28 protein-coding genes are annotated in these 22,869 nt (G+C 66.3%); 17 read left to right on the forward strand and 11 right to left on the reverse strand.

The features are described from left to right. The first annotated feature begins 11 nt into the window (after positions 1 to 11). From ACXPWS_RS19690 to ACXPWS_RS19700, 3 genes are read left to right on the forward strand one after another with little or no spacing between them, the layout of a single operon-like run. Positions 12 to 323, forward strand: coding sequence for a putative quinol monooxygenase (locus ACXPWS_RS19690; protein WP_458708266.1), 312 nt, complete (start codon positions 12 to 14; stop codon positions 321 to 323). A 7-nt stretch (positions 324 to 330) separates the two neighbouring features. Then, positions 331 to 1,149, forward strand: a complete 819-nt coding sequence (locus ACXPWS_RS19695; RefSeq protein WP_458708267.1) for a mycofactocin-coupled SDR family oxidoreductase — start codon at positions 331 to 333, stop codon at positions 1,147 to 1,149. A gap of 21 nt (positions 1,150 to 1,170) precedes the next feature. Beyond that, positions 1,171 to 2,043 (forward strand): SAM-dependent methyltransferase, encoded by an 873-nt coding sequence (locus ACXPWS_RS19700; protein ID WP_458708268.1) that lies wholly within the window; start codon positions 1,171 to 1,173, stop codon positions 2,041 to 2,043. Here ACXPWS_RS19700 and ACXPWS_RS19705 read toward each other — a convergent pair whose 3' ends face one another. Together ACXPWS_RS19705 and dapA are read right to left on the reverse strand one after the other, a co-directional pair. Further along, on the reverse strand, positions 2,044 to 3,720 hold the full coding sequence (locus ACXPWS_RS19705; protein ID WP_458708269.1) for a ribonuclease J: 1,677 nt from the start codon (positions 3,718 to 3,720) through the stop codon (positions 2,044 to 2,046). Then, the gene (gene dapA, locus ACXPWS_RS19710) at positions 3,717 to 4,619 is read right to left on the reverse strand and encodes a 4-hydroxy-tetrahydrodipicolinate synthase (RefSeq protein WP_458708270.1); all 903 of its coding nucleotides are present in this window, start codon (positions 4,617 to 4,619) and stop codon (positions 3,717 to 3,719) included. The genes ACXPWS_RS19705 and dapA overlap by 4 nt, the downstream gene beginning before the upstream one ends. Positions 4,620 to 4,722: 103 nt before the next feature. Between dapA and ACXPWS_RS19715 the strand changes: the two genes are divergently transcribed. After that, positions 4,723 to 5,301 (forward strand): tRNA-specific adenosine deaminase, encoded by a 579-nt coding sequence (locus tag ACXPWS_RS19715; protein WP_458708271.1) that lies wholly within the window; start codon positions 4,723 to 4,725, stop codon positions 5,299 to 5,301. Between the two features lie 267 nt (positions 5,302 to 5,568). Beyond that, positions 5,569 to 5,703 (forward strand): hypothetical protein, encoded by a 135-nt coding sequence (locus ACXPWS_RS19720; protein WP_458708272.1) that lies wholly within the window; start codon positions 5,569 to 5,571, stop codon positions 5,701 to 5,703. A gap of 10 nt (positions 5,704 to 5,713) precedes the next feature. Here the strand turns inward: ACXPWS_RS19720 and ACXPWS_RS19725 are convergent, their stop codons facing one another. Further along, positions 5,714 to 6,481, reverse strand: coding sequence for a FadR/GntR family transcriptional regulator (locus ACXPWS_RS19725; RefSeq protein ID WP_458708273.1), 768 nt, complete (start codon positions 6,479 to 6,481; stop codon positions 5,714 to 5,716). Positions 6,482 to 6,580: 99 nt separating this feature from the next. On the opposite strand from ACXPWS_RS19725, the gene ACXPWS_RS19730 reads away from it, so the two are divergent. From ACXPWS_RS19730 to ACXPWS_RS19755, 6 genes are all read left to right on the forward strand, one after another. Beyond that, the gene (locus ACXPWS_RS19730; RefSeq protein ID WP_458708274.1) at positions 6,581 to 7,498 is read left to right on the forward strand and encodes a proline iminopeptidase-family hydrolase; all 918 of its coding nucleotides are present in this window, start codon (positions 6,581 to 6,583) and stop codon (positions 7,496 to 7,498) included. Next, positions 7,485 to 8,912, forward strand: a complete 1,428-nt coding sequence (locus tag ACXPWS_RS19735; RefSeq protein WP_458708275.1) for an APC family permease — start codon at positions 7,485 to 7,487, stop codon at positions 8,910 to 8,912. The genes ACXPWS_RS19730 and ACXPWS_RS19735 overlap by 14 nt, the downstream gene beginning before the upstream one ends. Positions 8,913 to 9,045: 133 nt before the next feature. Next, positions 9,046 to 9,393, forward strand: a complete 348-nt coding sequence (locus ACXPWS_RS19740; RefSeq protein WP_458708276.1) for a WXG100 family type VII secretion target — start codon at positions 9,046 to 9,048, stop codon at positions 9,391 to 9,393. Beyond that, complete coding sequence (locus ACXPWS_RS19745) at positions 9,393 to 9,677, forward strand: WXG100 family type VII secretion target (RefSeq protein ID WP_458708277.1); 285 nt, start codon at positions 9,393 to 9,395, stop codon at positions 9,675 to 9,677. The genes ACXPWS_RS19740 and ACXPWS_RS19745 overlap by 1 nt, the downstream gene beginning before the upstream one ends. A 151-nt stretch (positions 9,678 to 9,828) precedes the next feature. Continuing rightward, entirely contained in the window at positions 9,829 to 11,058 is a 1,230-nt protein-coding gene (locus ACXPWS_RS19750; RefSeq protein ID WP_458708278.1) for a WXG100-like domain-containing protein, read from the forward strand. A 9-nt stretch (positions 11,059 to 11,067) separates the two neighbouring features. Further along, on the forward strand, positions 11,068 to 11,289 hold the full coding sequence (locus ACXPWS_RS19755) for a DUF4926 domain-containing protein (protein ID WP_458708279.1): 222 nt from the start codon (positions 11,068 to 11,070) through the stop codon (positions 11,287 to 11,289). Positions 11,290 to 11,356: 67 nt separating this feature from the next. Here ACXPWS_RS19755 and ACXPWS_RS19760 read toward each other — a convergent pair whose 3' ends face one another. Genes ACXPWS_RS19760 through ACXPWS_RS19770 form a run of 3 tightly spaced genes read right to left on the reverse strand, consistent with a single transcriptional unit; the run spans position 11,357 to position 13,852 of the window. Beyond that, positions 11,357 to 12,553, reverse strand: coding sequence for a winged helix-turn-helix domain-containing protein (locus ACXPWS_RS19760; RefSeq protein WP_458708280.1), 1,197 nt, complete (start codon positions 12,551 to 12,553; stop codon positions 11,357 to 11,359). A gap of 34 nt (positions 12,554 to 12,587) precedes the next feature. Then, entirely contained in the window at positions 12,588 to 13,055 is a 468-nt protein-coding gene (locus ACXPWS_RS19765) for a dihydrofolate reductase (RefSeq protein WP_458708281.1), read from the reverse strand. Next, entirely contained in the window at positions 13,052 to 13,852 is an 801-nt protein-coding gene (locus ACXPWS_RS19770) for a thymidylate synthase (protein ID WP_458708282.1), read from the reverse strand. Before ACXPWS_RS19770 ends, ACXPWS_RS19765 begins: the two co-directional genes overlap by 4 nt. A gap of 42 nt (positions 13,853 to 13,894) precedes the next feature. On the opposite strand from ACXPWS_RS19770, the gene ACXPWS_RS19775 reads away from it, so the two are divergent. Together ACXPWS_RS19775 and ACXPWS_RS19780 are read left to right on the forward strand one after the other, a co-directional pair. Further along, positions 13,895 to 14,644 carry a dienelactone hydrolase family protein gene (locus ACXPWS_RS19775; protein WP_458708283.1) on the forward strand — a complete coding sequence of 250 codons (750 nt, stop codon included), beginning with the start codon at positions 13,895 to 13,897 and terminating at the stop codon, positions 14,642 to 14,644. A gap of 22 nt (positions 14,645 to 14,666) precedes the next feature. Continuing rightward, on the forward strand, positions 14,667 to 15,584 hold the full coding sequence (locus ACXPWS_RS19780) for an HpcH/HpaI aldolase/citrate lyase family protein (protein ID WP_458708284.1): 918 nt from the start codon (positions 14,667 to 14,669) through the stop codon (positions 15,582 to 15,584). Here ACXPWS_RS19780 and ACXPWS_RS19785 read toward each other — a convergent pair. Both ACXPWS_RS19785 and ACXPWS_RS19790 read right to left on the reverse strand, forming a co-directional pair. After that, entirely contained in the window at positions 15,578 to 16,036 is a 459-nt protein-coding gene (locus tag ACXPWS_RS19785; protein WP_458708285.1) for a hypothetical protein, read from the reverse strand. The genes ACXPWS_RS19780 and ACXPWS_RS19785 overlap by 7 nt on opposite strands. 31 nt (positions 16,037 to 16,067) lie before the next feature. After that, on the reverse strand, positions 16,068 to 16,622 hold the full coding sequence (locus ACXPWS_RS19790; RefSeq protein ID WP_458713612.1) for a TetR/AcrR family transcriptional regulator: 555 nt from the start codon (positions 16,620 to 16,622) through the stop codon (positions 16,068 to 16,070). Positions 16,623 to 16,736: 114 nt separating this feature from the next. Between ACXPWS_RS19790 and ACXPWS_RS19795 the strand changes: the two genes are divergently transcribed. The 3 genes from ACXPWS_RS19795 to ACXPWS_RS19805 are packed head-to-tail and all read left to right on the forward strand — an operon-like array spanning position 16,737 to position 20,237. Further along, positions 16,737 to 18,164, forward strand: a complete 1,428-nt coding sequence (locus ACXPWS_RS19795) for an ABC1 kinase family protein (protein ID WP_458708286.1) — start codon at positions 16,737 to 16,739, stop codon at positions 18,162 to 18,164. Continuing rightward, entirely contained in the window at positions 18,151 to 19,335 is a 1,185-nt protein-coding gene (locus ACXPWS_RS19800) for a cytochrome P450 (protein WP_458708287.1), read from the forward strand. The genes ACXPWS_RS19795 and ACXPWS_RS19800 overlap by 14 nt, the downstream gene beginning before the upstream one ends. After that, on the forward strand, positions 19,335 to 20,237 hold the full coding sequence (locus tag ACXPWS_RS19805) for an NAD-dependent epimerase/dehydratase family protein (RefSeq protein WP_458708288.1): 903 nt from the start codon (positions 19,335 to 19,337) through the stop codon (positions 20,235 to 20,237). Before ACXPWS_RS19800 ends, ACXPWS_RS19805 begins: the two co-directional genes overlap by 1 nt. On the opposite strand, the gene ACXPWS_RS19810 is transcribed toward ACXPWS_RS19805, so the two are convergent. Genes ACXPWS_RS19810 through dapB form a run of 3 tightly spaced genes read right to left on the reverse strand, consistent with a single transcriptional unit; the run spans position 20,222 to position 21,866 of the window. Continuing rightward, positions 20,222 to 20,671, reverse strand: coding sequence for a flavodoxin family protein (locus tag ACXPWS_RS19810; protein ID WP_458708289.1), 450 nt, complete (start codon positions 20,669 to 20,671; stop codon positions 20,222 to 20,224). The genes ACXPWS_RS19805 and ACXPWS_RS19810 overlap by 16 nt on opposite strands. Then, on the reverse strand, positions 20,668 to 21,132 hold the full coding sequence (locus ACXPWS_RS19815) for a hypothetical protein (protein ID WP_458708290.1): 465 nt from the start codon (positions 21,130 to 21,132) through the stop codon (positions 20,668 to 20,670). Before ACXPWS_RS19815 ends, ACXPWS_RS19810 begins: the two co-directional genes overlap by 4 nt. Next, positions 21,132 to 21,866: a 4-hydroxy-tetrahydrodipicolinate reductase gene (gene dapB / locus ACXPWS_RS19820; protein ID WP_458708291.1), complete on the reverse strand. Its 735-nt coding sequence runs from the start codon at positions 21,864 to 21,866 to the stop codon at positions 21,132 to 21,134. Before dapB ends, ACXPWS_RS19815 begins: the two co-directional genes overlap by 1 nt. A 92-nt stretch (positions 21,867 to 21,958) precedes the next feature. On the opposite strand from dapB, the gene ACXPWS_RS19825 reads away from it, so the two are divergent. Continuing rightward, on the forward strand, positions 21,959 to 22,861 hold the full coding sequence (locus ACXPWS_RS19825; RefSeq protein WP_458708292.1) for an NAD-dependent epimerase/dehydratase family protein: 903 nt from the start codon (positions 21,959 to 21,961) through the stop codon (positions 22,859 to 22,861). Positions 22,862 to 22,869: the final 8 nt, after the last annotated feature.

Below are 22,869 nucleotides of genomic sequence, written 5' to 3' on the forward strand. Positions count from 1 at the left end.
GAGCCCGCCCCATGCCAGTTGTCGTCGTCGCCACCCTGACCGCCAAGCCCGAGTCCGTCGACCTCGTCCGCGACGCCGCCAAGACCGCGATCGAGGCGGTCCATGCCGAGCCCGGCTGCGAGCTGTACTCCCTGCACGAGGCCAACGGCACCTTCGTCTTCGTCGAGCAATGGGCCGACGAGGAGGCGTTGAAGACCCACAGCACCGCACCGGCGATCGGGGCGCTGTTCGGCGCGGTCGGCGAGCATCTCGACGGTGCCCCGGACATCAAGATGCTGGCGCCCGTGGTTGCCGGTGATCCCGCCAAGGGCAAGTTGCGGTAGGACACGTATGGGTTCCCTGACCGGCAAGGTCGCTTTCATCACCGGCGCCGCGCGTGGCCAGGGTCGCGCGCACGCGCAGAAACTGGCCGCCGAAGGCGCGGACATCATCGCGGTCGACCTGTGCGATCAGATCGCCTCGGTGCCCTACCCACTGGCCACCCCCGACGACATGACCGCGACCGTCAAACTCGTGGAAGAGGCGGGCGGACGAATCGTGGCCCTGCGCGCCGATGTCCGCGACCGGGATTCACTCAAGACCGCCTTACGCGCCGGCACCGAGGTTCTCGGGGATCGGCTCGACATCGTGATCGCCAACGCGGGGATCGCGCCGATGGCCGACGAGCACGCGTGGCAGGACGTCCTCGATGTCAACCTCACGGGCGTGTACCACACCGTCGATGTCGCTATGAAGCCGATGATCAAATTCGGCAACGGCGGCGCGATCGTGCTGACCAGCTCGGTGGCCGGGCTGGTCGGTCTCGGTTCACCCGTCGGCGGATCGGTCGGCTACGCCGCCGCCAAACACGGCATCGTCGGGTTGATGCGCGTGTACGCGAATTTCCTGGCACAGTTCAACATTCGGGTCAACTCGGTACACCCTGCCGGGGTGAACACTCCGATGATCGACAACGAATTCACCCGGTCGTGGCTGGAGGGCATGGCACAGCAGACGTTCCGTGGGCCCGATATGAGCAACGCACTGCCGGTGCAGACACTGGAACCCGAAGACATCGCCAATGCGGTGTACTGGTTGGTGTCGGACGCGGCCCGTTATGTCACCGGGGTGGCGCTGCCGGTGGATGCGGGTTACGTCAACAAGCGCTGAGCGCTTGCACGAGGGGGGCCAATGACACGGAATGCGGAGGCACAAACGGCTTTCGGGCCGATGGTCCTCGTAGCGATCGAACACAACGAGCCGCCACAGCATCGTCTTGTCGACGACGACCTCGCCGCGTCGTTCCTGCCGAGAGGCTTGCGGACAGTGGTGTGGTTGACCCGGCTCGGCATGTTGCGTCGTGCGCTGATGGCCGCGTCGGACCGTTCCGCGCCGGGCACCTGGACCAGCATCGCCTGCCGCAAACGCTATATCGACGAACGCATCTCCGATCCGGTCACCGAATTCGACACCGTTGTCATCCTCGGTTCGGGCCTGGACACCCGGCCCTACCGGATCGCCCGATACAGCGATATGCCGGTGTTCGAGGTCGATCAGCAGATCAACATCGACCGCAAGACCGCGGCCGTCCAACGAGTACTCGGGGAGATTCCCGCCTCGGTGCACCTGTGCAGCGTCGACTTCGAACGGGAGACCGTGATGACGGCCCTGTCCGACAATGGATTTCACGATACCGGCCATACCTTGCTGATCTGGGAGGGCGTCACGCAGTACCTCACCCCCGAGGCGCTGCACGCCACTTTTGAACAGTTGCGGGCCGTGGCGCCCGGGAGCCGGCTGATCTTCACCTATATCCGGCAGGACTTCATCGACGGCACCAATCTCTATGGCGCCCATTCGCTCTACCGCCGATTTCGGCAGCGCCGCCAAGTGTGGAAGTCAGGGTTTGTCCCCGAGCAGGTGGAGGAGATCCTGCAGGCATACGGTTGGCGGCTGATAGAGCAGGCCGGCCCGAGCTACTACCGCGACACCTACATCCGGCCGACGGGACGCAAGCTCGTCGCGTCTCCCATCGAGTGGGCGGCCGTCGCGGTGCGTGCGTGACTAGATCTCGACGACCGTCGGCACGATCATCGGCTGGCGCCGGTACACCTCGCCCACCCACTTGCCGACGGCGCGCCGCACGGCCTGGGCGATGCGCGGCACATCGGTGACCTTCTCCGCGGCAAGGGTTTCCAGCGCCTGCTGCACCTTGAGCGCGGCCGGTTCCAATGCCTTCGGATCCTCGGAGAAGCCTCGTGAATGCAGTTGGGCGGGCGCCGCCGGCTTGCCGGTCCCCCTATGCACGACCACCGTCACGGCGATGAAACCGGAAGCGAGCGTGAGTCGCTCGCCGACGACGGATTCACCGACATCGCCGGTGATCAGTCCGTCGACGAACATCTTGCCCACCGGCACGGCACCCGCAATCGAGGCCACGCCGTTGACCAGGTCCACGCTGACACCGTTCTCGGCCAGCATGACGTTCTCCTCCGGCACCCCACTGAGCACCGCCAGCTTGGAGTTGGCGCGCAGGTGGCGCCACGTGCCGTGCACCGGCATCACATTGCGCGGCCGCACCCCGTTGTAGAGGAACATCAGCTCACCGGCGTAGGCGTGGCCGGTGACGTGCACACGCGCTTGAGCATTCGTGACGACGCGGGCACCGATCTTGGACAGCGAGTCGATCACGCCGTACACCGCCTCCTCGTTGCCGGGGATCAGCGACGACGACAGGATGATCAGGTCCCCGGCGGTCAGCGTGATGCTGCGGTGTTCCCCACGCGACATCCGCGACAGTGCGGCCATCGGCTCGCCCTGGGTGCCGGTGGTGATCAGCACGACCCGATCTGCGGGCAACAGTTCGGCCGCGGCGATGTCGACGACGCTGGAGTCCTCGACCTTCAGGAATCCGAGGTCACGGGCGATCCCCATGTTGCGCACCATGGACCGGCCGACGAACGACACACTGCGGCCCAAAGCTACTGCGGCATCGATGATCTGCTGCACGCGATCCACGTTGGAGGCGAAGCACGCCACGATCACCCGGCCGTCGGCGCCGCGGATCAGCCGGTGCAGCGTCGGTCCGATCTCGCTCTCCGACGGGCTGACGCCGGGATGCTCGGAATTCGTCGAGTCGCACAGGAACAGGTCGACGCCCGCATCACCGAGCCGCGACATGCCGGGCAGGTCGGTTGGCCGCCCGTCCAGGGGCATCTGATCCAGTTTGATGTCACCGGTGGCCAGCACGGTTCCCGCACCGGTGTGCAGGGCGACGGCCAGGCAACCGGGAATCGAGTGATTCACCGCAAAGTACTGGCATTCGAACACCCCGTGGGTGGTGCGCTGTCCCTCGGCGACCTCGATGAACACCGGTTTGATGCGATGCTCACGGCACTTCTCGGCGATCAACGCCAACGTGAACTTCGAGCCGACGATCGGAATGTCGCGCCGCAACTTCAGCAGATGCGGGATGGCCCCGATGTGATCCTCGTGCGCATGGGTGATCACGACGGCATCGATCTCGTCCAGGCGGTTCTCGACGTGCCGGATATCCGGCAGGATCAGGTCGACACCGGGCTCGTCGTGGTTGGGGAACAGCACACCACAGTCGATGATCAGCAACCGGCCCAGATGTTCGAAAACGGTCATGTTTCGCCCGATTTCGCCGATGCCGCCCAGCGCGGTCACCCGCAGTCCGCCCGGAACCAGCGGCCCCGGCGGCGTCAGTTCGGCCGTCATCGCAGCACGCCGGCGGCTCGCAGATCCGTGGCCAGCTGGTCGATTTCGCCCGCGTCGGCCGGTACCTGAGGTAGCCGCGGATCACCGACCTCGAGGCCGAGCAGTCGCAGACTCTCCTTCGACAGCGTCACCCCACCAAGCCTGGCCTGCGCCTCACCCAGCGGGCCGAGCCCGGCATTGATCTTTCGCGCGGTGGCGATGTCGCCGGAATTGAAGGCGGACAACATCTCTCGCAGCTGTGCGGCGGCTACGTGGCCCCAGACGCTGATGAAGCCGATGGCGCCCATCGCCAGCCACGGCAGGTTCAGCGCGTCGTCGCCGGAGTAATAGCTGATGCCGGTTTCGGCGATGATCTGCCCGCCGCCGTGCAGGTCGCCCTTGGCGTCCTTGACCGCGACGATGTTGGGGTGCGCCGCCAGCGTGCGGATGGTGTCCCACTCGATGGGCACCACCGATCGCGGCGGGATGTCGTAGAGGACGACGGGAAGGTCGGTGGCGTCGGCGACCGCGCTGAAATGCGCCACCAGCCCGCGCTGCGTCGGCCGCGAATAGTAGGGCGTGACCACGAGCAGACCGTGCGCGCCGGCGGCGGCGCTGGCCTTGGCCAGATGCACGCTGTGCGCAGTGTCGTAGGTGCCCGCACCCGCGATGATCCGGGCGCGGTCCCCCACCTCGGCCAAGACGGCCTCGAGCAGCGCGATCTTCTCGTCATCGGTCGTGGTGGGCGACTCGCCGGTGGTTCCGGAAATCACCAGGCCATCGCATCCGGAGTCGACCAGATGCTTGGCCACCTTCTTCGCACCAGCCAGATCAAGCGAGCCGTCCGGGCCGAACGGCGTCACCATGGCAGTCAGTACGGTGCCCAGGCGTGCGCTGACGTCGATTCCGGTGGTGCTCACGCAGGCAAGATTACCCGGTGGTAGGTCCGATTTATGCACCCCGGGGTCGGTCACGGCCGGTCGCCGGCCCTGCGGGGCCGGCGACGCGGCGTTAGGGTCGCGCATGAGCCTTGCCCGCCGACTGCTCGACGTGATCGATCTCGATGTCCTGCCGCTGACCGAACGGGGTGTGAGCGCCGGGAACAAGGTGTTCGGCGCGGCGATCCTGCGTAAGGACGACTTGTCCCTGGTGATCGCCGGGACCAATGCCGAGACCACCAGCCCGCTGTGGCACGGCGAGGTGCACACGCTCAAGCAGTTCTACGAGCTTGCCCAGCGTCCGCCGACCGCCGAGCTGCTTTTCCTGTCCACCCATGAACCGTGCACGATGTGCATGTCGGCGATCACCTGGGCCGGTTTCGACAACTTCTATTACTTCTTCAGCCACGAGGATTCCCGGGATGCCTTCGCCATCCCGCACGATCTCCGGATTCTGCACGAGGTGTTCGGGCTGGCGCCCGGCGGCTACCGGCGCACCAACGCGTTCTGGAGGGCCTACTCCATACCCGACTTGGTGGCCGCCGAGGACGAGCCGCTGCGCACCGAGCTGCTGGCCCGCCGCCAGTTGATCGAGGACCGGTATGCGGTGCTGTCCGTGCAGTATCAGGAATCCAAGGACGGCAACGAGATTCCGTTGAGTTGAGTGCGCGGTCCCGATGGGCGCGGTCCACCGTTACGGCCGTCGGGACCGTCGGGAGAAATTGGTGACGATAGGGTCGTCGCACTCCTCGTAGGCTCGTGTCAGTGACGATCCACGGGGGAAACATGGATGTATACACACCGCAGAGGGCACTGCGCATGGACACGGATTCTTCGTGAGCGGCGGTGTCGGATCGCACGAAATCCATTCAGCACGAAGTCAACCCGAGCGGCGGCGGTGATCGAGGGCTCCAGCGTCAGAGGAAGACGCATGCTGGCTTGGCTCATCTTCGGAATCATCGGTGCGGTACTCGCTGCAATCGGTCTCGTCATGACCATCGTGTGGCGGCTGGCCTCGGATGTCACGGCCGGCGGACGAACTCCTGATCATCCGCCGCGCGGGTGATCATGGCGCGTTACTCCGCCAACACCCCGGCCCGACGCATGGCCGTGGAGATGTTCTCGAAGTCGATCGCGACATGCCCGCGAGCCAGGGCCTCGGCCTCCTCACCGCGGCCGTCGGTGATCGCGTCGATGAGTTGCTCATGTTCGGCCAGCGCGCGAAGTTCCATCTTTCGCATGCTCGCCGGTTCACCCCACACGTGCGCGGGTGCACCGATGCTCACCGATGCCTCCAGCTCCAGTAGGACCTGTTTGAGCACGGCATTGTGCGCGGCGTCCATGATGGCCAGGTGCAGCGCGCTGTCGGCCTGCTGCGCCGCCAATCCGCTCTCCGCGTCCCGGTAGGCCGCCAACCGCTCGCGCAGCAGCGCGACATCAGCGTCGGTGCGGCTCTCGGCCGCCGCCCGGCACACAGCACCGTGGATCCGGCAGATCGCATCACAGCGATCCCGCAGTTCGGCGACCCGCATCGTCAATGTGCGACCGACCGCCTCGGTCGAGGAGTCCGGCCACTGCTGCAGAACGTAGGAACCACCGCCGCGGCCGCGTCTGGTCTGCACCAGTCCGCGTTCGACCAGCCGGGCCAGCGCCGCCCGAACCGTCATCCGGCCGACCCGCAGCGATGCCGCCAGTTCCCGTTCGGCCGGTAGCCGGGCCCCGGGCAGGTACTCGCCGATTGCGATGGCCGTCACCAACCGGTCGGTGATTTCGTCGACCCGCGAGGAAAATTCGAGCTCGCGATCGAGCAGGCTGGGCACGCCAGATCCGGACAGCTGTGTCACCGCGCCCCCTTCCGCTCGCCGCTCACAGTATCGATGCCAAATGTTAAAAGCTGATTAATGGTCTTGCAGTGAGACCATTACGGACTCATGCTGGCCACCATGCCACGCTCGACCAGCACGATCCAGTTCCGCGACCACCAGACCTGGGTGCAGATCACCACGCCAGAAATCGCCCGGCCGGACGCGACGCCGCTGTTCGTGCTGCACGGCGGGCCCGGAATGGCGCACAACTACGTCGCCAACATCGCCGAACTCGCCGACGAGACCGGCCGCACCGTCATCCATTACGACCAGCTCGGCTGCGGTCACAGCACCCATCTGCCGGACGCGCCCGCCGACTTCTGGACCGCCGAGCTGTTCGTCGAGGAGTTCCACACCGTTCGAACCGCGCTGGGCATCGAGCGCTACCACGTGCTGGGCCAGTCCTGGGGAGGCATGCTCGGCGCCGAGATCGCCGTCCGCCGGCCCGACGGTCTGGCATCGCTGTCCATCTGCAATTCCCCGGCATCGATGCAGCTGTGGGTCGAGGGCGCCGCCGAGCTGCGGGCCCAGCTGCCCCCGGCGACCCTGTCCGCACTGGAGCAGCACGAGGCAGCCGGCACCGTCACACACCCCGAGTACCTGGCCGCCACCAATGAGTTCTACCGGCGCCATGTATGCCGGGTGGTGCCGATGCCCAAGGACTTCACCGACAGCGAGGCGCAAATGGAGGCCGAACCCACCGTTTACCACACCATGAACGGGCCCAACGAATTTCATGTCATCGGCACCCTGCGCGACTGGACCGTCATCGAGCGGTTGCCGTCGATCACCGCGCCGGTGCTCGTCATCGCCGGCGAGTTCGACGAAGCAACCCCCGCGACGTGGCAGCCCTACGTCGAGCACATCGCCGACGTCCGCAGTCACGTCTTCCCCGACACCAGCCATTGCACACATTTGGAGAAACCCGAGGAGTTCCGCGCGGTGATCGCGGATTTCCTGGCTCTGCACGATTCGGCCGCCGATGCCCGCGTCTGACCCCACCATCGACCGACCCGACAGGACACCCATGGCCACCACCGACGCCCACCTCACCACCGGTGAGGGGCAACGCCGTCTCGAATCATTCGGCTACACACAGGAACTCAACCGGTCCATCTCGACGCTCGACCTGGTCGTGTACGGCCTGGTGTTCATGGTGCCCATCGCGCCGTGGACCATCTTCGGCACCGTCTACAACAGCGCCGCGGGCATGGTGCCGCTGGTCTACCTCATCGGCCTGGTCGCCATGGTGTTCACCGCGCTGGCGTATGCGCAGATGGCCAAGTCTTTCCCATTGGCGGGCTCGGTATTCGCCTACGTGGGCCGTGGTGTCCACCCCGGACTCGGCTTCTTCGCCGGGTGGGCCATCCTGCTGGACTACCTGCTGATTCCCACCCTGCTCTACGTGTTCGCCGCGGAATCCATGATCGGCCTGTTCCCGGGCACCCCGCGCTGGTTGTGGGCCGTCATCTTCGTGGTGGTCAACACCGCCATCAACCTGCTCGGCATCGGCTCGCTGAAACTGGCGAACCGGCTGTTTCTGGCCGTCGAGCTGGTGTTCCTGGTGCTGTTCGTCGTCATCGCGGTGCGCGCCATCAACGGTCAGTCCCTGCCTGACGTCGGGTGGAGCACCACCCCCATCTGGGACTCCGGCGCCATCAGCGCACCCCTGCTCGCGGGGGCGTTGTCCATCGCCGTGCTGAGCTTCCTCGGATTCGACGGGATCTCCACGCTGGCAGAGGAATCCACCGGTAAGCGCAACCCGGCGGGCCGGGCCATGATCATCGCCCTGTTCATCGTGGCATCCCTGTTCATCGTCCAGACCTGGCTGGCCAGCCTGCTCGCCGGTGGCCGCGAGTCCTTCAGTGACGACCAGGTCGGCAACGCCTTCTTCCTGCTGGTGCAGGCGGCTTCCAACACCGGCTGGATGAATGCCTTCTTCGTGGTCAATGTGCTCGCCGTGGGCTTCGCCAACGCCATGGCCGCCCAGGCCGCCACCAGTCGACTGCTGTTCTCGATGAGCCGCGATCGCCAGCTGCCGGCGTTCCTGTCGGTCGTGAGCTCCCGCAAGGTGCCGTTCGCGGCGATCCTGGTGGTGAGCGCACTGAGCCTGGTGCTGGTGCTGTTCTTCGTGGGCCAGATCGGGCTGATCTCCTCGCTGGTGAACTTCGGCGCCCTGTTCGGCTTCTGCCTACTGCACATCTCGGTGGCCTGGTACTACCTGGTGCGGCAGAAGTCCAAGAACTACCTGCTGCACCTGGTGGTCCCCGCGGTGGGTTTCCTGATCATCGGCTACGTGCTGTTCAACGCCGACCCACTGGCCAAGATCGGCGGTCTCGTCTGGCTGGCGATCGGCGCAATCGTGTTCGGGATCAACGTGTTCCGGGGACGGAAGGCGTCGCCCGCATAGACACAGCGCCCCCAGAGCGGAGGCTCCCCCACCGCCGATGGATTACAACCACCGCGCTCAATGAGCATCAAGACGCCCCCGACGCTCGTGCTGTCGGCGTGATGAGTCAAGCCCGTTTAGAATCCCGGACGGGGTGACTAACGATATGGATCGGGTGTCGGGGGCCATGGCGGAAGAACTGCGGGTAAATACGGACCATCTCTTTGATTCAGCGCGTGCAATCAGTGCACACGCTGAAGATTTACGAGAGGAGTTGGCACGTCTGACATGGGAGTGGGACAACCTTTCTCACAGCTGGTCCGGTGTAGCTGCTACAGCATTCGGGCCAGCTTGGGATGAGTGGCATCAAAGCGCCACCAAAATCATCGAAGTCCTTGCCGAGTCGTCGCGTAGCCTCGGTTACGCCGCGGGGTGCTACGGCGAAGACGATTCCCACTCGGCGAGCATGATCGAGTCCGCCGCGATGGGCATCGAACTCTAGTGCACTACCGTGTCGAGCTCGATGAGCTTCTGGCTTTCCTCGAGAGATTGTCACGCTTCGAGCAGCGAGCTGAATCGATTGCCGCAGAGGTTGATGCGCGAACACAAGACCTGCACAGTAGTTGGTCCGGCGCCGCCGCGGCGTCTCAACAGGCACGTCATCAAGAGTGGATGGCCGCCGCTGTGAGTATGCGATCAGCGCTTTGTGAGTTGCGGACCGCGGCAATCGTGGCACACCGCAACTACACCGCGGTTGGAGAAGCAAACTCCAAGATGTGGCCGTGATCTCGACATGCGCCGAAGATGAGCAGGCGGCATGACGCTGGATGTTGACCCCGAGGTCGTCCTGAGTGCAGCACGCGTCTATGGGTCCGTGCAGTCAGCCGCTGGATCCGCAACAACGGGCCTTGCAAGCGCCCTTAGTGGATGCGCAGGGATGGCGGGCACCGATACGGGCGCGCACAGCTGGGCTGAAAAGTACGATCCGCTGGCCACCAATCTCATCGACGCCGCCACCTCAGTCGTCCTAGGTGCAGGGCAGTGCTACGACCTCCTCTATGCGACCGGAGTCAACCATCTCAATGCCGATGGACAGTCGGCCATCAGCAATGAGGCAGTTCTCCAGATGCCGCCGATCGGCGTCCGCACCTATGCCAAACCGTCGATCGCTTCCGCAGAGGGGGGACATGGTGACGTCCCCGAGTGGTGGCACACCATTGCCGCCTATGTCGAAGGCGAGCTCTGGCCGAACGGCCATCAGGACAAGCTCCGTACAGCCGCCGAAGCATGGACAACTGCCAGTAAGGCCCTGCGAACCGCGGCGCAACTAGTTAATGGCGGGACGAGTTCGATGGGCGCCATCGCGCCGTTGATGGATCAGAGATCGCCCGAGTTTCCAAACTTGATTAAGAACTGCACGATGGAACGCGATCAGATGGACGCGGTTGCGGATAGTTGTGATGACGCGTCGAAGGTATGCGCTGATTATGCACAGACCATCGATGACGCACATTCCAAGATCATCCACGAAATGGTCGTGCTCGGCACAACGATCGCAGTGACAGAACTCGTTGCGGCCGTGCTGATCCCATTCACCGCAGGTGCCAGTGAGGCTGTTTCCAAGGTGGTGGATGTGGCTCGACTGACTGCCACTGGATCGAAGATCGCCACAATCATTCGCGACTTCCGGCTCGCGGCAGAGTTGTCCGCGATGCCTGCGGTGAGTGCCGCAGGCGCGGCAGCCAGATCGCTGTCTGAAATGGCACCGCTATTACAGGCTCGCCCAGTAATCTTCGCGGCCGAGAATGCCGGCAGAGCCGGCAGAGTGGCGGAAGGCACCGAAGCCGCCAACCTGTCACAAGCCAGCGTTAGAGACAAGCTTGAGAGATATCTGCTTAATCCCGATCACGAGATCGGCGGCCCGAAAGCAGCTTGGTTCGAGCGGGCGCTCGGATTCACTCGAGAGAATGCACCTGACCTAGCAAAGCAAATCGTTTTCGACGAGAGTAGAGCTGTTGAAACCGGAGTTACTCAGTTCGGCACAAAGTACAACGAGGTCATCCCTGTCACAGGCGCGAACGGGAAGACCATAGATGTGACATTCGCATGGATACGAAACAATGATGGCGTCGTGCGGTTGGTCACAGCCATTCCGACCGGAAGGTGAGCGTCCTCTATGTCGAAACCTCAGGAGTACGACATCGTGCGACTGCTGCAACCGCTTCCCGAACACAATCTGCCGGCCGGATCCAGAGGTACAGTCGTGATGGACTACTCGAGATACTCGGGTGGGGAGGCTGTCGATGCGTACGAAGTGGAGTTCGTCGCGGCCGATGGCACGACTCAATCCCTCGTAACCATCTCTGGTGAGCTGATAGAAGTTGTCACGAAGCCATAGGTAGAGGCGCCGCCCCGCACGCAACGTGCGCTTCGCGCGTCGCTGAACATCGCTTCGCTTTCGGCGCCTACGCCCAGCGGCGTAACTCCCGCACTAGGTCCCCGCGATCCCCCACCATCACGTTGCCCACGCCCAGCCAGGACGCCATCGCCTGTAATTCGGCCGCCAGGGCCGGTGCCACCCGGGACCGGTCCTGGCCATCCTCGGTGAACGCGCCCACCACGTGCAGCGCACCGTCGGTGCGCTTGAGGTCCACCCGGCCGACCAATTCACCGTCGAGCAGGAAAGGCCATACGTAGTAACCGAACTGGCGTTTGGGCGCCGGAGTGTAGATCTCGATCCGATAGTGGAAACCGAACAACCGCTGCACCCGCGGACGGAAGAAGATCAGCGGATCGAACGGGCACAGCAACGCCGTCCCCCGGTCCAGGCGCGGTACCTTCTGGCCGGCCCGCAGGTAGGCCGGCACCCCGTCGATCGTGACGGCCTCCAGCGAGCCGTCGGCGACCAGCGCGGCCAGCGCCGGTTTCACCTGTTTGGCCCCGAGCCGAAAATAGTCACGGATGTCGGCCTCGGTGCCCACCCCGAGCGCCGACGCCGCGCGTAACACCAACTCGCGCAGAGCTTCGTCGTCGTCCACCTGACGCTCGACCACGTGCGCGGGCAGCACTTTCTCCGTCAGGTCATAGTGCCGCGCGAAGCCCACCCGGGTTGCGGTGGTCAGCCTGCCCGCGGCGAACAGCGCCTCGGCCACCCACTTGGTGTCGCTGCGATCCCACCACGGACCCTTGCGGCCCCTGGGTTCGGATTCCAGATGCGCCTCGATCTGGCCTGCGGTACACGGCCCCAGCACGTCGACGGCCGCGATCACGTCATCGACCAGCTGACCGTTGTTGCGCACGATCTCGGTGCCCCACCGGCCGTGGGTGTACTCCCGCATCCGCCAGCGCAACAGCGGCCAATCCTCGACCGCCATCAGCGCCGCCTCATGCGCCCAGTACTCGACCAGCAGTCGGGGCGCCTTCGCGCGGTGGCTCCAGGCGGCGCGGTCGAGGATGTCTCGGTCATAGGGGCCCAGCCGGCTGAACACCGGTGCGTAGTGGGCACGCACGGCCACCGACACCGAATCCAGCTGCAGCACCTGGATCCTTGAGATCAACCGCTTCAGATGCGCGCGGCTGGCAGCACCCGCGGGCCGCGATTCGTGAAAGCCCTGCGCGGCAACGGCGGTACGGCGGGCCTGCGCAACGGTCAGAGAAGGCACGGGTCCATCGTTCCCCATGCCACCGACAACTGGGTCAGCACCGCCGGCGATAGCTGCAGAACCGGTACCGCAGCCCGGAACCGCTGGTCAGCCAGTCACCGCAGTGCGCCGACCAAGAGTCGTCGAGCACCGGGGCGAACGCATCGCCGTCCACGTCGACGTCGATCTCGGTGACCTCGCAGCGGTCGGCCACCGGCAGCGCCAGCGCGTACAACTGGGCCCCGCCGATCACCCAGCCGTCCAGGTCGGCCGGCAGCTCGGTGACCACCTGCGCCCCTTCGGCCAGGTAGCCGGGATCGCGGGTCACCACGATATTGCGGCGTCCGGGTAGCGGGCGCACCTTGGCCGGTAGCGACTCCCAGGTCAGCCGGCCCATCACCACCGGCTGTCCCAGAGTGAGCTCCTTGAACCGGGCCTGGTCCTCGGGCACGCGCCACGGGATGCCGTTGTCGCGACCGATCACCCCGGAGACGGACTGAGCCCAGATCAGCCCAACACTCACACCGCCACCGGGGCCTTGATCCCCGGATGCGGATCGTAGTCCTTGATCTCGATATCGTCGTAGGTGTAATCGAAGATCGAATCACGCTGGGCCAAAACAAGTTCCGGATATGCCCGCGGTGCGCGGGAGAGTTGCAGGGTGACCTGCTCGACGTGATTGTCGTAGATGTGGCAGTCCCCACCGGTCCAGACGAACTCCCCCACAGCCAGCCCGGCCTGGGCCGCCATCATGTGGGTGAGCAGCGCGTAGCTGGCGATGTTGAACGGCACGCCGAGGAACAGGTCGGCGCTGCGCTGGTACAGCTGGCAGGAGAGCCTGCCGTCGGCGACGTAGAACTGGAAGAACGCGTGGCACGGCGGCAGCGCCATCTGCGGGATCTCCCCGACGTTCCAGGCCGACACGATGTTGCGGCGGCTGTCGGGATCACGCTTGAGCAGGTCCAGCGCATTGCTGATCTGGTCGACGTGCTCACCCGACGGTGTCGGCCAGGACCGCCACTGCACCCCGTACACCGGGCCCAGATCACCTGTCTCGGAAGCCCATTCGTCCCAGATCGTGACGCCGTGATCCTGCAGCCAACGCACATTGGAATCGCCGCGCAAGAACCACAGCAGCTCGTAGACGATGGACTTGGTGTGCACCTTCTTGGTGGTGATCAGCGGGAAGCCGGCGTTCAGGTCGTAGCGCATCTGATGCCCGAACAGGCTGCGCGTCCCGGTGCCGGTGCGATCCGATTTCGGAGTGCCCCGCTCCAGCACCAGACGAAGCAGATCCTCATAGGGGGTCGCAATAGGCACGCCCACAGCTTACGTCTGCCGCGCTGGGGTAAAACGGACAACATGCCGACCACCTCTGACACCATCACCACCGCTGACGGCACCTGCCAAGTCACCGTCGCCACACCCGACGGGACCGGCCCCTGGCCCGCGGTCGTCATGTTCCCCGACGCCGGCGGGCTGCGGCCGACGTTCGACGAGATGGCCGCCAAGCTGGCCGGCCACGGTTACGTCGTGCTGGTGCCCGACGTCTACTACCGCACTCCCGGATGGGGACCCTTCAACCTGAACACCGTGTTCACCGACCCGGAGCAGCGCAAGGAACTCTTCGAGCTGATGGGCACCCTCACCCCGGAGGTCTTCGCCGCCGACGCGCAGGCGTTCTTCGACTACCTGGCTGCGCGGCCGGATGTCACCGGCGAGAAGTTCGGCACCACCGGCTACTGCATGGGCGGCCGGGCGTCGCTGATCGTCGCCACCCGGGTGCCCGAACGGGTGGCGGCCGCGCTGTCCTTTCACGGCGGCAGACTGGCGGTCGCCGACGATCCGGACAGCCCGCACCTGCTGGCCGACAAGATCCAGGCCGTGGTCTACGTCGCGGCCGCCGAGAACGACGCGTCGTTCACCGAGGACGACGCCAAGCGCCTGGCGGACGCCCTGTCCGGCGCGGCCGTCGAGCACGCCATCGAGTTCTACTCGGCCGCGCACGGTTTCGCGGTGCCGGATCATCTCACCGTCTACGACGAGCACGCCGCGCAGCGGCACTGGGAGGCCACCGTGCGCGAATTCGGGGCCGCGTTGGGCCACGCCTAGCCGGTAAGCGACCATTGACGGCGTGTACGACCAGGCCAGCACCTTCGAACCCGATTCCGCCGAACCCGGATTCCGCATCGACCCGGTACTGGCGCGCAGTTGGCTGCTGGTGAACGGTGCGCAGTACGAGCGCTTCGCCCCGGCGGCCAGGTCGCGGGCCGATATCGTCATCCTCGACATCGAGGACGCCGTCGCGCCCAAGGACAAGGAATCGGCGCGCGCCAACGTGGTGCGCTGGCTCGGCGAGGGCAACACCGACTGGGTCCGGATCAACGGGTTCGGCACGCCGTGGTGGGCCGATGACCTGGAGATGCTCAGCGGCACCGCGGTCGGCGGCGTCATGCTCGCCATGGTCGAATCGGTCGATCACGTGACCGAGACCGCCAAACGGCTGCCCGATGTGCCGATCGTCGCGCTGGTCGAGACGGCGCGCGGCCTGGAGCGCATCACCGAGATCGCGGCCGCCAAGGGCACCTTCCGGCTCGCGTTCGGCATCGGTGACTTCCGTCGCGACACCGGCTTCGGGGACAACCCGGCCACGCTGGCCTACGCACGGTCCCGGTTCACCATCGCCGCCAAGGCCGCCCAGCTGCCCAGCGCCATCGACGGGCCCACCGTCGGATCCAGCGCACGCAAGCTCAGCGAAGCCACCGCGGTGTCGGCGGAGTTCGGGATGACGGGCAAGATCTGCCTGACCCCCGAGCAGTGCGCCACCGTGAACGAGGGCCTTTCCCCGTCACAGGAGGAAATCAGCTGGGCCCGAGAGTTTTTCGCCGAGTTCCAGCGTGACGGCGGTGAGATCCGCAACGGCTCGGATCTGCCCCGGATCGCCCGCGCCGGCAAGATCCTCGATCTGGCCAAGGCGTACGGCATTCACGAATCCGACTTCGGCGACGACCCGGATCACGTCCCCGCCCCGTCGGACACCTTCCACTACTGATCGTCGTCGTGGCGGTGCAGGAATGTCCGCACCGCCCGCATGACACCGCGACCCGCGTAGATACCGGCGGCCACGGACACCACGATCATCGCGATGAACATCACCAGCCAGTTGGCCCGGCTGTGGCTGACGTTCCACCAGACGATGGTGAACAACACCGCACAGAGGAACACCACGATGTCGCGCCAGTTCCCGCGATAGGAGATGGCCGCCTCGCGGATCTCGCGGCTGCGTTCGGCGGCGGTGATCAGCTCGTCGATACGCACGTCGATGCTGGCCTGCAGCCTTTCCCGGCGGTCCACCTGCTCCGGCGGGATCCGCTCGAGCAGGTCGAGGTCCTTGGCGATGAGCGCCCGGACATCGGGTGGCTTCAGGTTGCCGGCGATCACACCCAGCATGGCCCCGCCGGCGATCGGCGCGGCGCCGAGGGCGAGTTCAGCGATCCCGGGCATATCCGTTCCTCCAATGTCGACTGGGCGCAGCCTATCGCCGTGCCTCGATCCGGTCGGCCAGCATGGCCGTCCATTCGGCGACGAAGTCTTCATCCGGGGTGTCGACGTGCGGCGCGCGGAACACGATGCGGGTGACCCGCTTGCCCAGTAGCGCGTTGACCCCGAAGGCGGCGATCCGCCTGGTCTCCGCGACCCCGAGACTCGGCGCGCATGCGGTGATCCAGTCCCCGAGTTCGGCGTACAGGCCGTCCACGAGTGCGGCGTACGCGTCCTGCACCCGGGCGGATTCCGTGGCCGGGGCGCGCGCGGCGACCTGGAGGAATTCGCTCTCCCGGTCCAGCACCCCGAGCAGGTAGCGGCACAGCAGCGTCAGCTCGGTGCGCAGCTCGCCCTGCCCGGCGAAGAGAGCGCTGATGTCGCGCATCGCCCGGCGCCGGTCGAGATGGCGGTCGATGCCCGCGGTGAGCAGTGCTTCCTTGGATTTGAAGTGGTTGTAGAGCGCGCCGCAACCGGGCACCAGGCCGGCCGCCTTCTCGATCTGGTTGATGCTCGTCGCGCGGTAACCCTGCTCGCCGAACAGCCGCATGGCCTCGTTGACCAGGCGTTCCTTAGTCGATATCTCCACCCGTGACCATCCATAAGTGAGTACATATATTTGGTATGAGATCACTATAGCAAGCCTGCTCCGAGGAGGACCCTGATGCCCGGTGGCGATCGCGCGGTACCGGGCGGCCGGATCCGCCGCACCATGCCCGTCGCGGGGTTCACCGCGCGCGCCGCCGGTGGCCGCGTGGTGGCCTCGTTGCGGGAACGCGCCGGCGACACCGGCGCGGTGGAGCGATTTCACGAGCGCACCGCCGAGCGCTACGTCGAACTGCTCGGCCACTCCAAAGGTGTGTTGATGAAGGCAGGACAGCTGATGTCGATGGTGGACGCGGCGGCCGTCGGCGCCGGTGAGCTCACGCCGTATCAGCGGGCACTGACCCGCTTGCAGGCCGATGCCCCGCCGATGGATCCCGCGCTGGCGCGCAGAATGCTGGAAACCGAACTCGGCCGGCCGGTGGGTGAGCTGTTCGCCGAATTCAGCAGCCTACCGATGGCCGCCGCGTCCATCGGGCAGGTGCACCGCGCGGTGCTGCACGACGGCCGTCAGGTCGCGGTCAAGATTCAGTACCCCGGCGTGGCACAGGCCATCCGCGATGACCTCTCCAATACCGAATTGCTCTCCACCGTCTTCCGGTTCGCCGCCGGTGCGGCGGGCACGCTGGGAGCGGCGCTGCCCGATATCGGTGAGGCCGCCGCCGAGATCTCGGCGCGCATCTCCGAGGAGCTCGACTACCGCCAGGAAGCCGCCCACATCGCAGCATTCGGTGAGCTGTACCGCGGGCACCCGTTCATCCGGGTGCCGGAGGTGATCCCCGAAGCCTCTGCCGACCGCGTGCTGACCATGACCTACCTGGATGGATTGGATTGGGCCGCAGCCCAAGACGCCGATCAGGAACTCAAGGACGTGTGGGCCGAGGTGATCAGCCGGTTCCTCACCGGTTCCTACCGGCACGCGAACCTGTTCCACGCCGACCCGCACCCGGGCAACTATCGCTTCGGCACCGACGGGACCGTCGGTTTCCTCGATTTCGGATGCGTGAAGGTGCTCACCGAACACACCCGCCAGATGATCGTCACCATGTTGCAGGCGGCGATGAACCGCCGTAAAGACGAGCTACGCACTTCGATGGTCGAAAGTGGCTTCTTCCTGGCAGATTCGACGCTCACCGCGGATGAGGCCTTCGAGTGGTACGCGGGGATCATTCACGAATTGCTCGGACCCCAACCCGCCGCATACACCGAGGAGGCCTCCGCGCGGGCCATCGAGTTCCTCATCGACGTGCGCGCCGCGGATCACCCGATGCGCAGGATGTCGGTACCGCCGGATTTCGTGTTCTTCTCCCGGCTCAACCTGTCGATGAACGCGATCTTCACCGCCTTGCGCGCCACCTTCCACGCCCGCGGCTCGGTCGACGATATGGACGGCGTGGCCGAACCCATCAGTGATCTCGGCCGCCGCCACGTCGCCTGGGTCAAGGAGCGCGGCCTGCCGTTCGGTCTGGAGCGTCATGACCAGCGCTGATGTCACCGGCGCCCGCCTACCGTGGGACGCCGCCGATCCGTACCCGTTCTACGAGGCGCAGCGCGCCGACGGCGACGTCGTCTGGAACGAGCAGGCGCAGGCCTGGTTGGTGCTGAGTTACTCCGCCGCCCGCGAGGTGCTCGGCGGTATCGGCTGGACCAGCGATCCGTTCGCCAACGCACTGGCGCTGGCGTCCTCGGATCCCGTCAGTCGTGAATTCTCGCGCAGATCAATGCTTTTCGCCGACGGAGCCGAGCATCAACGACTGCGTGGCTCGGTCCGCGACGTGTTCACCCGATCGTTCATCGCGGAGCTGGGCACCGGGGTCGAAGCGATCACCGACACCCTGATCGGCGAGATCGACGACCACGCCGACTTCGACTTCATGGCCGAGGTCGCCCTGCCGCTGCCGATCGCGGTGGTTAGCGCCTGGCTGGATCTCGACGCCGGCGCCGCCGCGCTGCTGCGCGAAGTCTCCCCCGTCATCATCCGGATGCTCGGCACGCTGGCCGACCCGGACGAAATGGCCGCGGGTGCCTCCGCTTCGGCCATGCTGATGGCCGCATTCCTGCCCATCGCGGCCGACCGGCGTGCGCATCCCGGCGATGACCTGTTCAGTTTCATCGCCGGCGACCCCGGTCTGTCCCTCGACGAAGTCGTGATGTCGGCAATCCTGATCGCGGTGGCCGGCCACGAAACCACCGCGAATCTGCTGGGCGCCGCGATGGTGACGCTGCTGCGCCCGGACTCGGCCGGTGCTCGCCTCGCCGACGGCATCGATCCGCACGACCCGGCGCTGGTCGCCGAACTGATCCGGCTCGACGCACCCGTGCAGTCCACCGTGCGCACCGCCACCTCCGATCATGAGCTGGCCGGAACTCATATCGCCGCCGGCCAGAGCACCCTGGTCGCGATCGCCGCCGCCAACCGGGACCCCGCCGTATTCGAAGAGCCGCACCGGTTCCGGCTCGACCGCGTCGGCCCGGCCGCACTGTCCTTCGGGTACGGCGCGCACTACTGCCTGGGCGGCGCGCTCGCGCAGCTCGAGCTCTCGCTCGCGCTACCCAAGATCCTGTCCCGTCGCCCCGGTCTCACCGGCCCTGCGAGTTGGCGGGACACCCCCGCCATCCGCGGACCCCTTTCGGTGCCGATGACGTTCGGTGTCCGGTGATGCGTGTGTTCGTGACCGGGGGCACCGGGGCCATCGGCAGCCATGTGGTGCCGGCCCTGGTGGCGGCCGGGCACACCGTCACGGCGCTGGCCCGAACCGAGGCCACAGCCGCGGTGCTGCGCGCTCAGGGCGCCGCCCCCGCTCGGGTGTCGCTGTTCGACCGGGCCGCCCTCACCGGGGCGTTCACCGGCCACGACGCCGTGCTCAACCTCGCCTCCGCGCTCCCCCCAACACAGCGGTTCCTGCTCAAATCGGCTTGGAGGGAATGCCACCGGATCCGCAGCGAGGGATCGGCCGCAGTGGCCGACGCGGCCCTGTCCGCCGGGGTCGGCCGGCTCGTCCAGGAGTCGGTGGTGATGATCTATCGCGACGGCGCCGACCGCTGGATCGACGAGAGTTGGCCGACGGACCGCTATTTCATCGCCACCGGCAACCACGCAGCCGAGGCCAACGCCCGCCGGTTCGATCGCACCGGCGTCGTGCTGCGCTTCGGGATCTTCTACGGTCCCGGTGCGGCCCACAGCGAACAGCTGATGTCGATGGCGCGGCGCCACTTCGGATTTCAGGCCGGCAGGCCGGACAGCTACGTTTCCTCCATCCATCTGGACGACGCCGCGGCGGCAGTGCTCGCCGCACTGGCATGCGAGGGCGGGACGTACAACATCGTCGACGACGAGCCCGTCACCGCGAGTGAGAATGTGCAGGCGATGGCGTCGGCGGTGGGCGCCCGAGCGTGGTTGCGCGGCCCCGGGCGGGCCGCACTGCTGCTGGGAGACCGGTTCACCTCGATGACGCGGTCACTGCGGGTCAGCAATGCGCGGTTCCGGGCGGCCACCGGCTGGTCGCCGCGCCATCCCAGCGTCCGCGAGGGTTACCGAGCGATGGCTCAGTCCATCAACTGAGCGGCCACCGTCGCGCCGAGGTTCCAGCACGCCTCCAGGTCGGCCTTACCGGGTTTACCCGAAGCCAGCACGTACTCGGCGGCTTTGACCCACCCCAATCCTGCGGTGATGCCGGTGATGGCACGTTCGGCACCCTCGGTGCCCTCATTGCCGTGCAACCACACTCCGAACGGCCTGCCCCGCGTCGAATCGAGGATCTGGTAATACGACTGATCGAAGGCATGCTTGAGCGCGCCGCTGAGGTAACCCAGATTGACCGGGCTACCCAGCAAGTAGCCGTCGACCTCCAGCATCTCCACCGGCGACACGGTCAGCGCCGGCCGACGCACCACCTCGACACCATCGATCTCGGGGGCGGTCGCACCCGAGAGCACCGCCTCGAACATCTCCTGGCAATGCGGTGACGGGGTGTGGTGCACGACCAGCAGCTTCATGCACGTTCCATATCGACCGCTTTGCGCATCGTCTCGCGGGCCCGGGTCCGGTCACCGGCATAGTCGTAGGCGCGGGCCAGCCGGTACCAGCGCACCCAGCTGTCCCGGTCGGTCTCCAGTTCCGCACGCACCGTCTCGAACAGCCCGTCCGCCGCGTCCCGGTCGATCCGGCCCGACGGCATCCGCGGCAATGCGCTCACGTCGAGCTCCATTCCGCTCTCGCGGGCCAGTCGGGCCAGCCGCTGATGCGCGAACCCGGCCCGCAATGTGCTCACCATCGCCCACGCCCCGACCAGAGGCAGCAGCAGCAGGGCCACGCCCAGGCCGATGGCCGCCCACTCACCGGACGCGAGGAACGCCAACGCGATCCGGCCGAGCATGACGAAGTACACGACCATCGCGACGCACATGAAGCCGATCAGCAGCTGGATGCGCAGGCTGCGCACACCGTCGCCCGCCATTACAGGTCCAGCAGCGGTTCGATGCCGATGGTCAGGCCCGGGTGCTGGGCGACCTTGCGCACGCCGAGCAGCACGCCCGGCACGAACGAGGTGCGGTCCAGACTGTCGTGGCGGATGGTCAGCGTCTCCCCCGTGGTGCCGAACAACACCTCCTGATGGGCGACCAGCCCGGCCAGCCGGATGGAGTGCACGCGGATCCCGTCCACATCGGCCCCGCGCGCGCCCTCCAGCCCAGTGCTGGTGGCATCGGGGCTGGGCGGCAATCCTTTTCGCGCTTCGGCGATCAGCTTGGCGGTACGCGCGGCGGTGCCCGACGGCGCGTCGGCCTTGTGCGGATGGTGCAGCTCGATCACCTCGACGGACTCGAAATGCCGCGCGGCCTGCTTGGCGAAATGCATGGTGAGCACGGCACCGATGGCGAAGTTCGGCGCGATGAGCACCGACACCCCTGGTGCGGCCCCGAGCCAGGACCGCACCGCCGCGATGCGCTCCTCGGTGAAACCGGTGGTGCCGACCACTGCGTGAATTCCGTTGTCGATCAAGAACTTCAGATTGTCCATCACCACGTCGGGGTGGGTGAAGTCGATGACCACCTCGGTGCGGCTGTCGGTCAACGTGGTCAGCGCATCACCGGCGTCGACCTCGGCCGACAGCTCCAGGTCGGCGGCATCCCGCACGGCCGCGACCATCGTCGCACCGACTTTGCCCTTGGCACCCAGTACTGCAACTCGCATGGGGAAAGACTACTGCGGTGCCCGCACCGTGGACTCACGCACCTTGGTCCATTGCTGCTCGCCGCGGGGGGCGCGCCGAGTAGCATCTGGCCATGCGCGGCTCGAAGATCCTCATTACCGGCGTGACCGGACAGGTTGCGGCACCCGTTGCGTTGTCGCTGGCGGCCGAGAACGAGGTGTGGGGTATCGCTCGTTTCACCGACACCGCGGCCCGGGAGAACTTGGAACGCGCGGGAATTCGCTGCCAGACGGTCAACCTGGCCTCGGGCGACTTCAGTGGCGTCCCGTCCGATTTCGACTACGTGCTCAATCTCGCGGTCGCCAAGAGCGGACGGTGGGACAAGGACCTGGGGGCCAACGCCGAATCGGTCGGGCTGCTGATGGCGCATTGCGCCGACGCCACGGCGTTCCTGCACTGTTCGTCGGCCGCGGTGTACGACCCGCCGGATGACGAACCGCGCTCCGAGACGACGGCGCTCGGCGACAACCACAAGTCGCTGCTTCCGACCTATTCGATCTCCAAGATCGCCGGCGAGGTGGTGGCTCGGACCATGGCTCGTGCCCTCGGGGTGCCGACGGTCATCGCGCGACTCAACGTGCCCTACGGCGACAACGGCGGCTGGCCGTTCTATCAGATGGAGATGATGCGGTCGGGCATGCCCATCCCGGTCCCACCCGGTGGCCCAGCGCGCTACAACCCGATTCACGAGGACGACATCATCGCGACGCTGCCGAAGATGCTCGCCGCCGCCTCGGTGCCCGCGACGACGGTCAACTGGTGTGGCGATCAGACGGTGAGCCTGCAGGAGTGGTGCGCCTACATCGGCGAGCTCGTCGGCAGCGAGCCGGTGTTCGAAGAGACCGAACAGGCTTTGCGTGGTGGCCCGACCGATCCGACCCGGATGCACGAACTGGTCGGCGGCACGGCGGTGGATTGGCGCGAGGGCATCCGCCGGATGGTGGCCAAGTTCCACCCCGAACTCGTCAACAGCTGAGCGGGTCG

The organism is Mycobacterium sp. BMJ-28 (assembly GCF_054404835.1).

Coding starts and splice junctions, on each gene's coding strand:
- ACXPWS_RS19690 (WP_458708266.1), top strand. CDS start 12: ATGCCAGTTGTCGTCGTCGCCACCCTGACCGCCAAGCCCGAGTCCGTC.
- ACXPWS_RS19695 (WP_458708267.1), top strand. CDS start 331: ATGGGTTCCCTGACCGGCAAGGTCGCTTTCATCACCGGCGCCGCGCGT.
- ACXPWS_RS19700 (WP_458708268.1), top strand. CDS start 1,171: ATGACACGGAATGCGGAGGCACAAACGGCTTTCGGGCCGATGGTCCTC.
- ACXPWS_RS19705 (WP_458708269.1), bottom strand. CDS start 3,720: ATGACGGCCGAACTGACGCCGCCGGGGCCGCTGGTTCCGGGCGGACTG.
- ACXPWS_RS19715 (WP_458708271.1), top strand. CDS start 4,723: ATGAGCCTTGCCCGCCGACTGCTCGACGTGATCGATCTCGATGTCCTG.
- ACXPWS_RS19720 (WP_458708272.1), top strand. CDS start 5,569: ATGCTGGCTTGGCTCATCTTCGGAATCATCGGTGCGGTACTCGCTGCA.
- ACXPWS_RS19730 (WP_458708274.1), top strand. CDS start 6,581: ATGCCACGCTCGACCAGCACGATCCAGTTCCGCGACCACCAGACCTGG.
- ACXPWS_RS19735 (WP_458708275.1), top strand. CDS start 7,485: ATGCCCGCGTCTGACCCCACCATCGACCGACCCGACAGGACACCCATG.
- ACXPWS_RS19750 (WP_458708278.1), top strand. CDS start 9,829: ATGGCGGGCACCGATACGGGCGCGCACAGCTGGGCTGAAAAGTACGAT.
- ACXPWS_RS19755 (WP_458708279.1), top strand. CDS start 11,068: ATGTCGAAACCTCAGGAGTACGACATCGTGCGACTGCTGCAACCGCTT.
- ACXPWS_RS19775 (WP_458708283.1), top strand. CDS start 13,895: ATGCCGACCACCTCTGACACCATCACCACCGCTGACGGCACCTGCCAA.
- ACXPWS_RS19785 (WP_458708285.1), bottom strand. CDS start 16,036: ATGCCCGGGATCGCTGAACTCGCCCTCGGCGCCGCGCCGATCGCCGGC.
- ACXPWS_RS19790 (WP_458713612.1), bottom strand. CDS start 16,622: ATGCGGCTGTTCGGCGAGCAGGGTTACCGCGCGACGAGCATCAACCAG.
- ACXPWS_RS19795 (WP_458708286.1), top strand. CDS start 16,737: ATGCCCGGTGGCGATCGCGCGGTACCGGGCGGCCGGATCCGCCGCACC.
- ACXPWS_RS19800 (WP_458708287.1), top strand. CDS start 18,151: ATGACCAGCGCTGATGTCACCGGCGCCCGCCTACCGTGGGACGCCGCC.
- ACXPWS_RS19805 (WP_458708288.1), top strand. CDS start 19,335: ATGCGTGTGTTCGTGACCGGGGGCACCGGGGCCATCGGCAGCCATGTG.
- ACXPWS_RS19810 (WP_458708289.1), bottom strand. CDS start 20,671: ATGAAGCTGCTGGTCGTGCACCACACCCCGTCACCGCATTGCCAGGAG.
- ACXPWS_RS19815 (WP_458708290.1), bottom strand. CDS start 21,132: ATGGCGGGCGACGGTGTGCGCAGCCTGCGCATCCAGCTGCTGATCGGC.
- dapB (WP_458708291.1), bottom strand. CDS start 21,866: ATGCGAGTTGCAGTACTGGGTGCCAAGGGCAAAGTCGGTGCGACGATG.
- ACXPWS_RS19825 (WP_458708292.1), top strand. CDS start 21,959: ATGCGCGGCTCGAAGATCCTCATTACCGGCGTGACCGGACAGGTTGCG.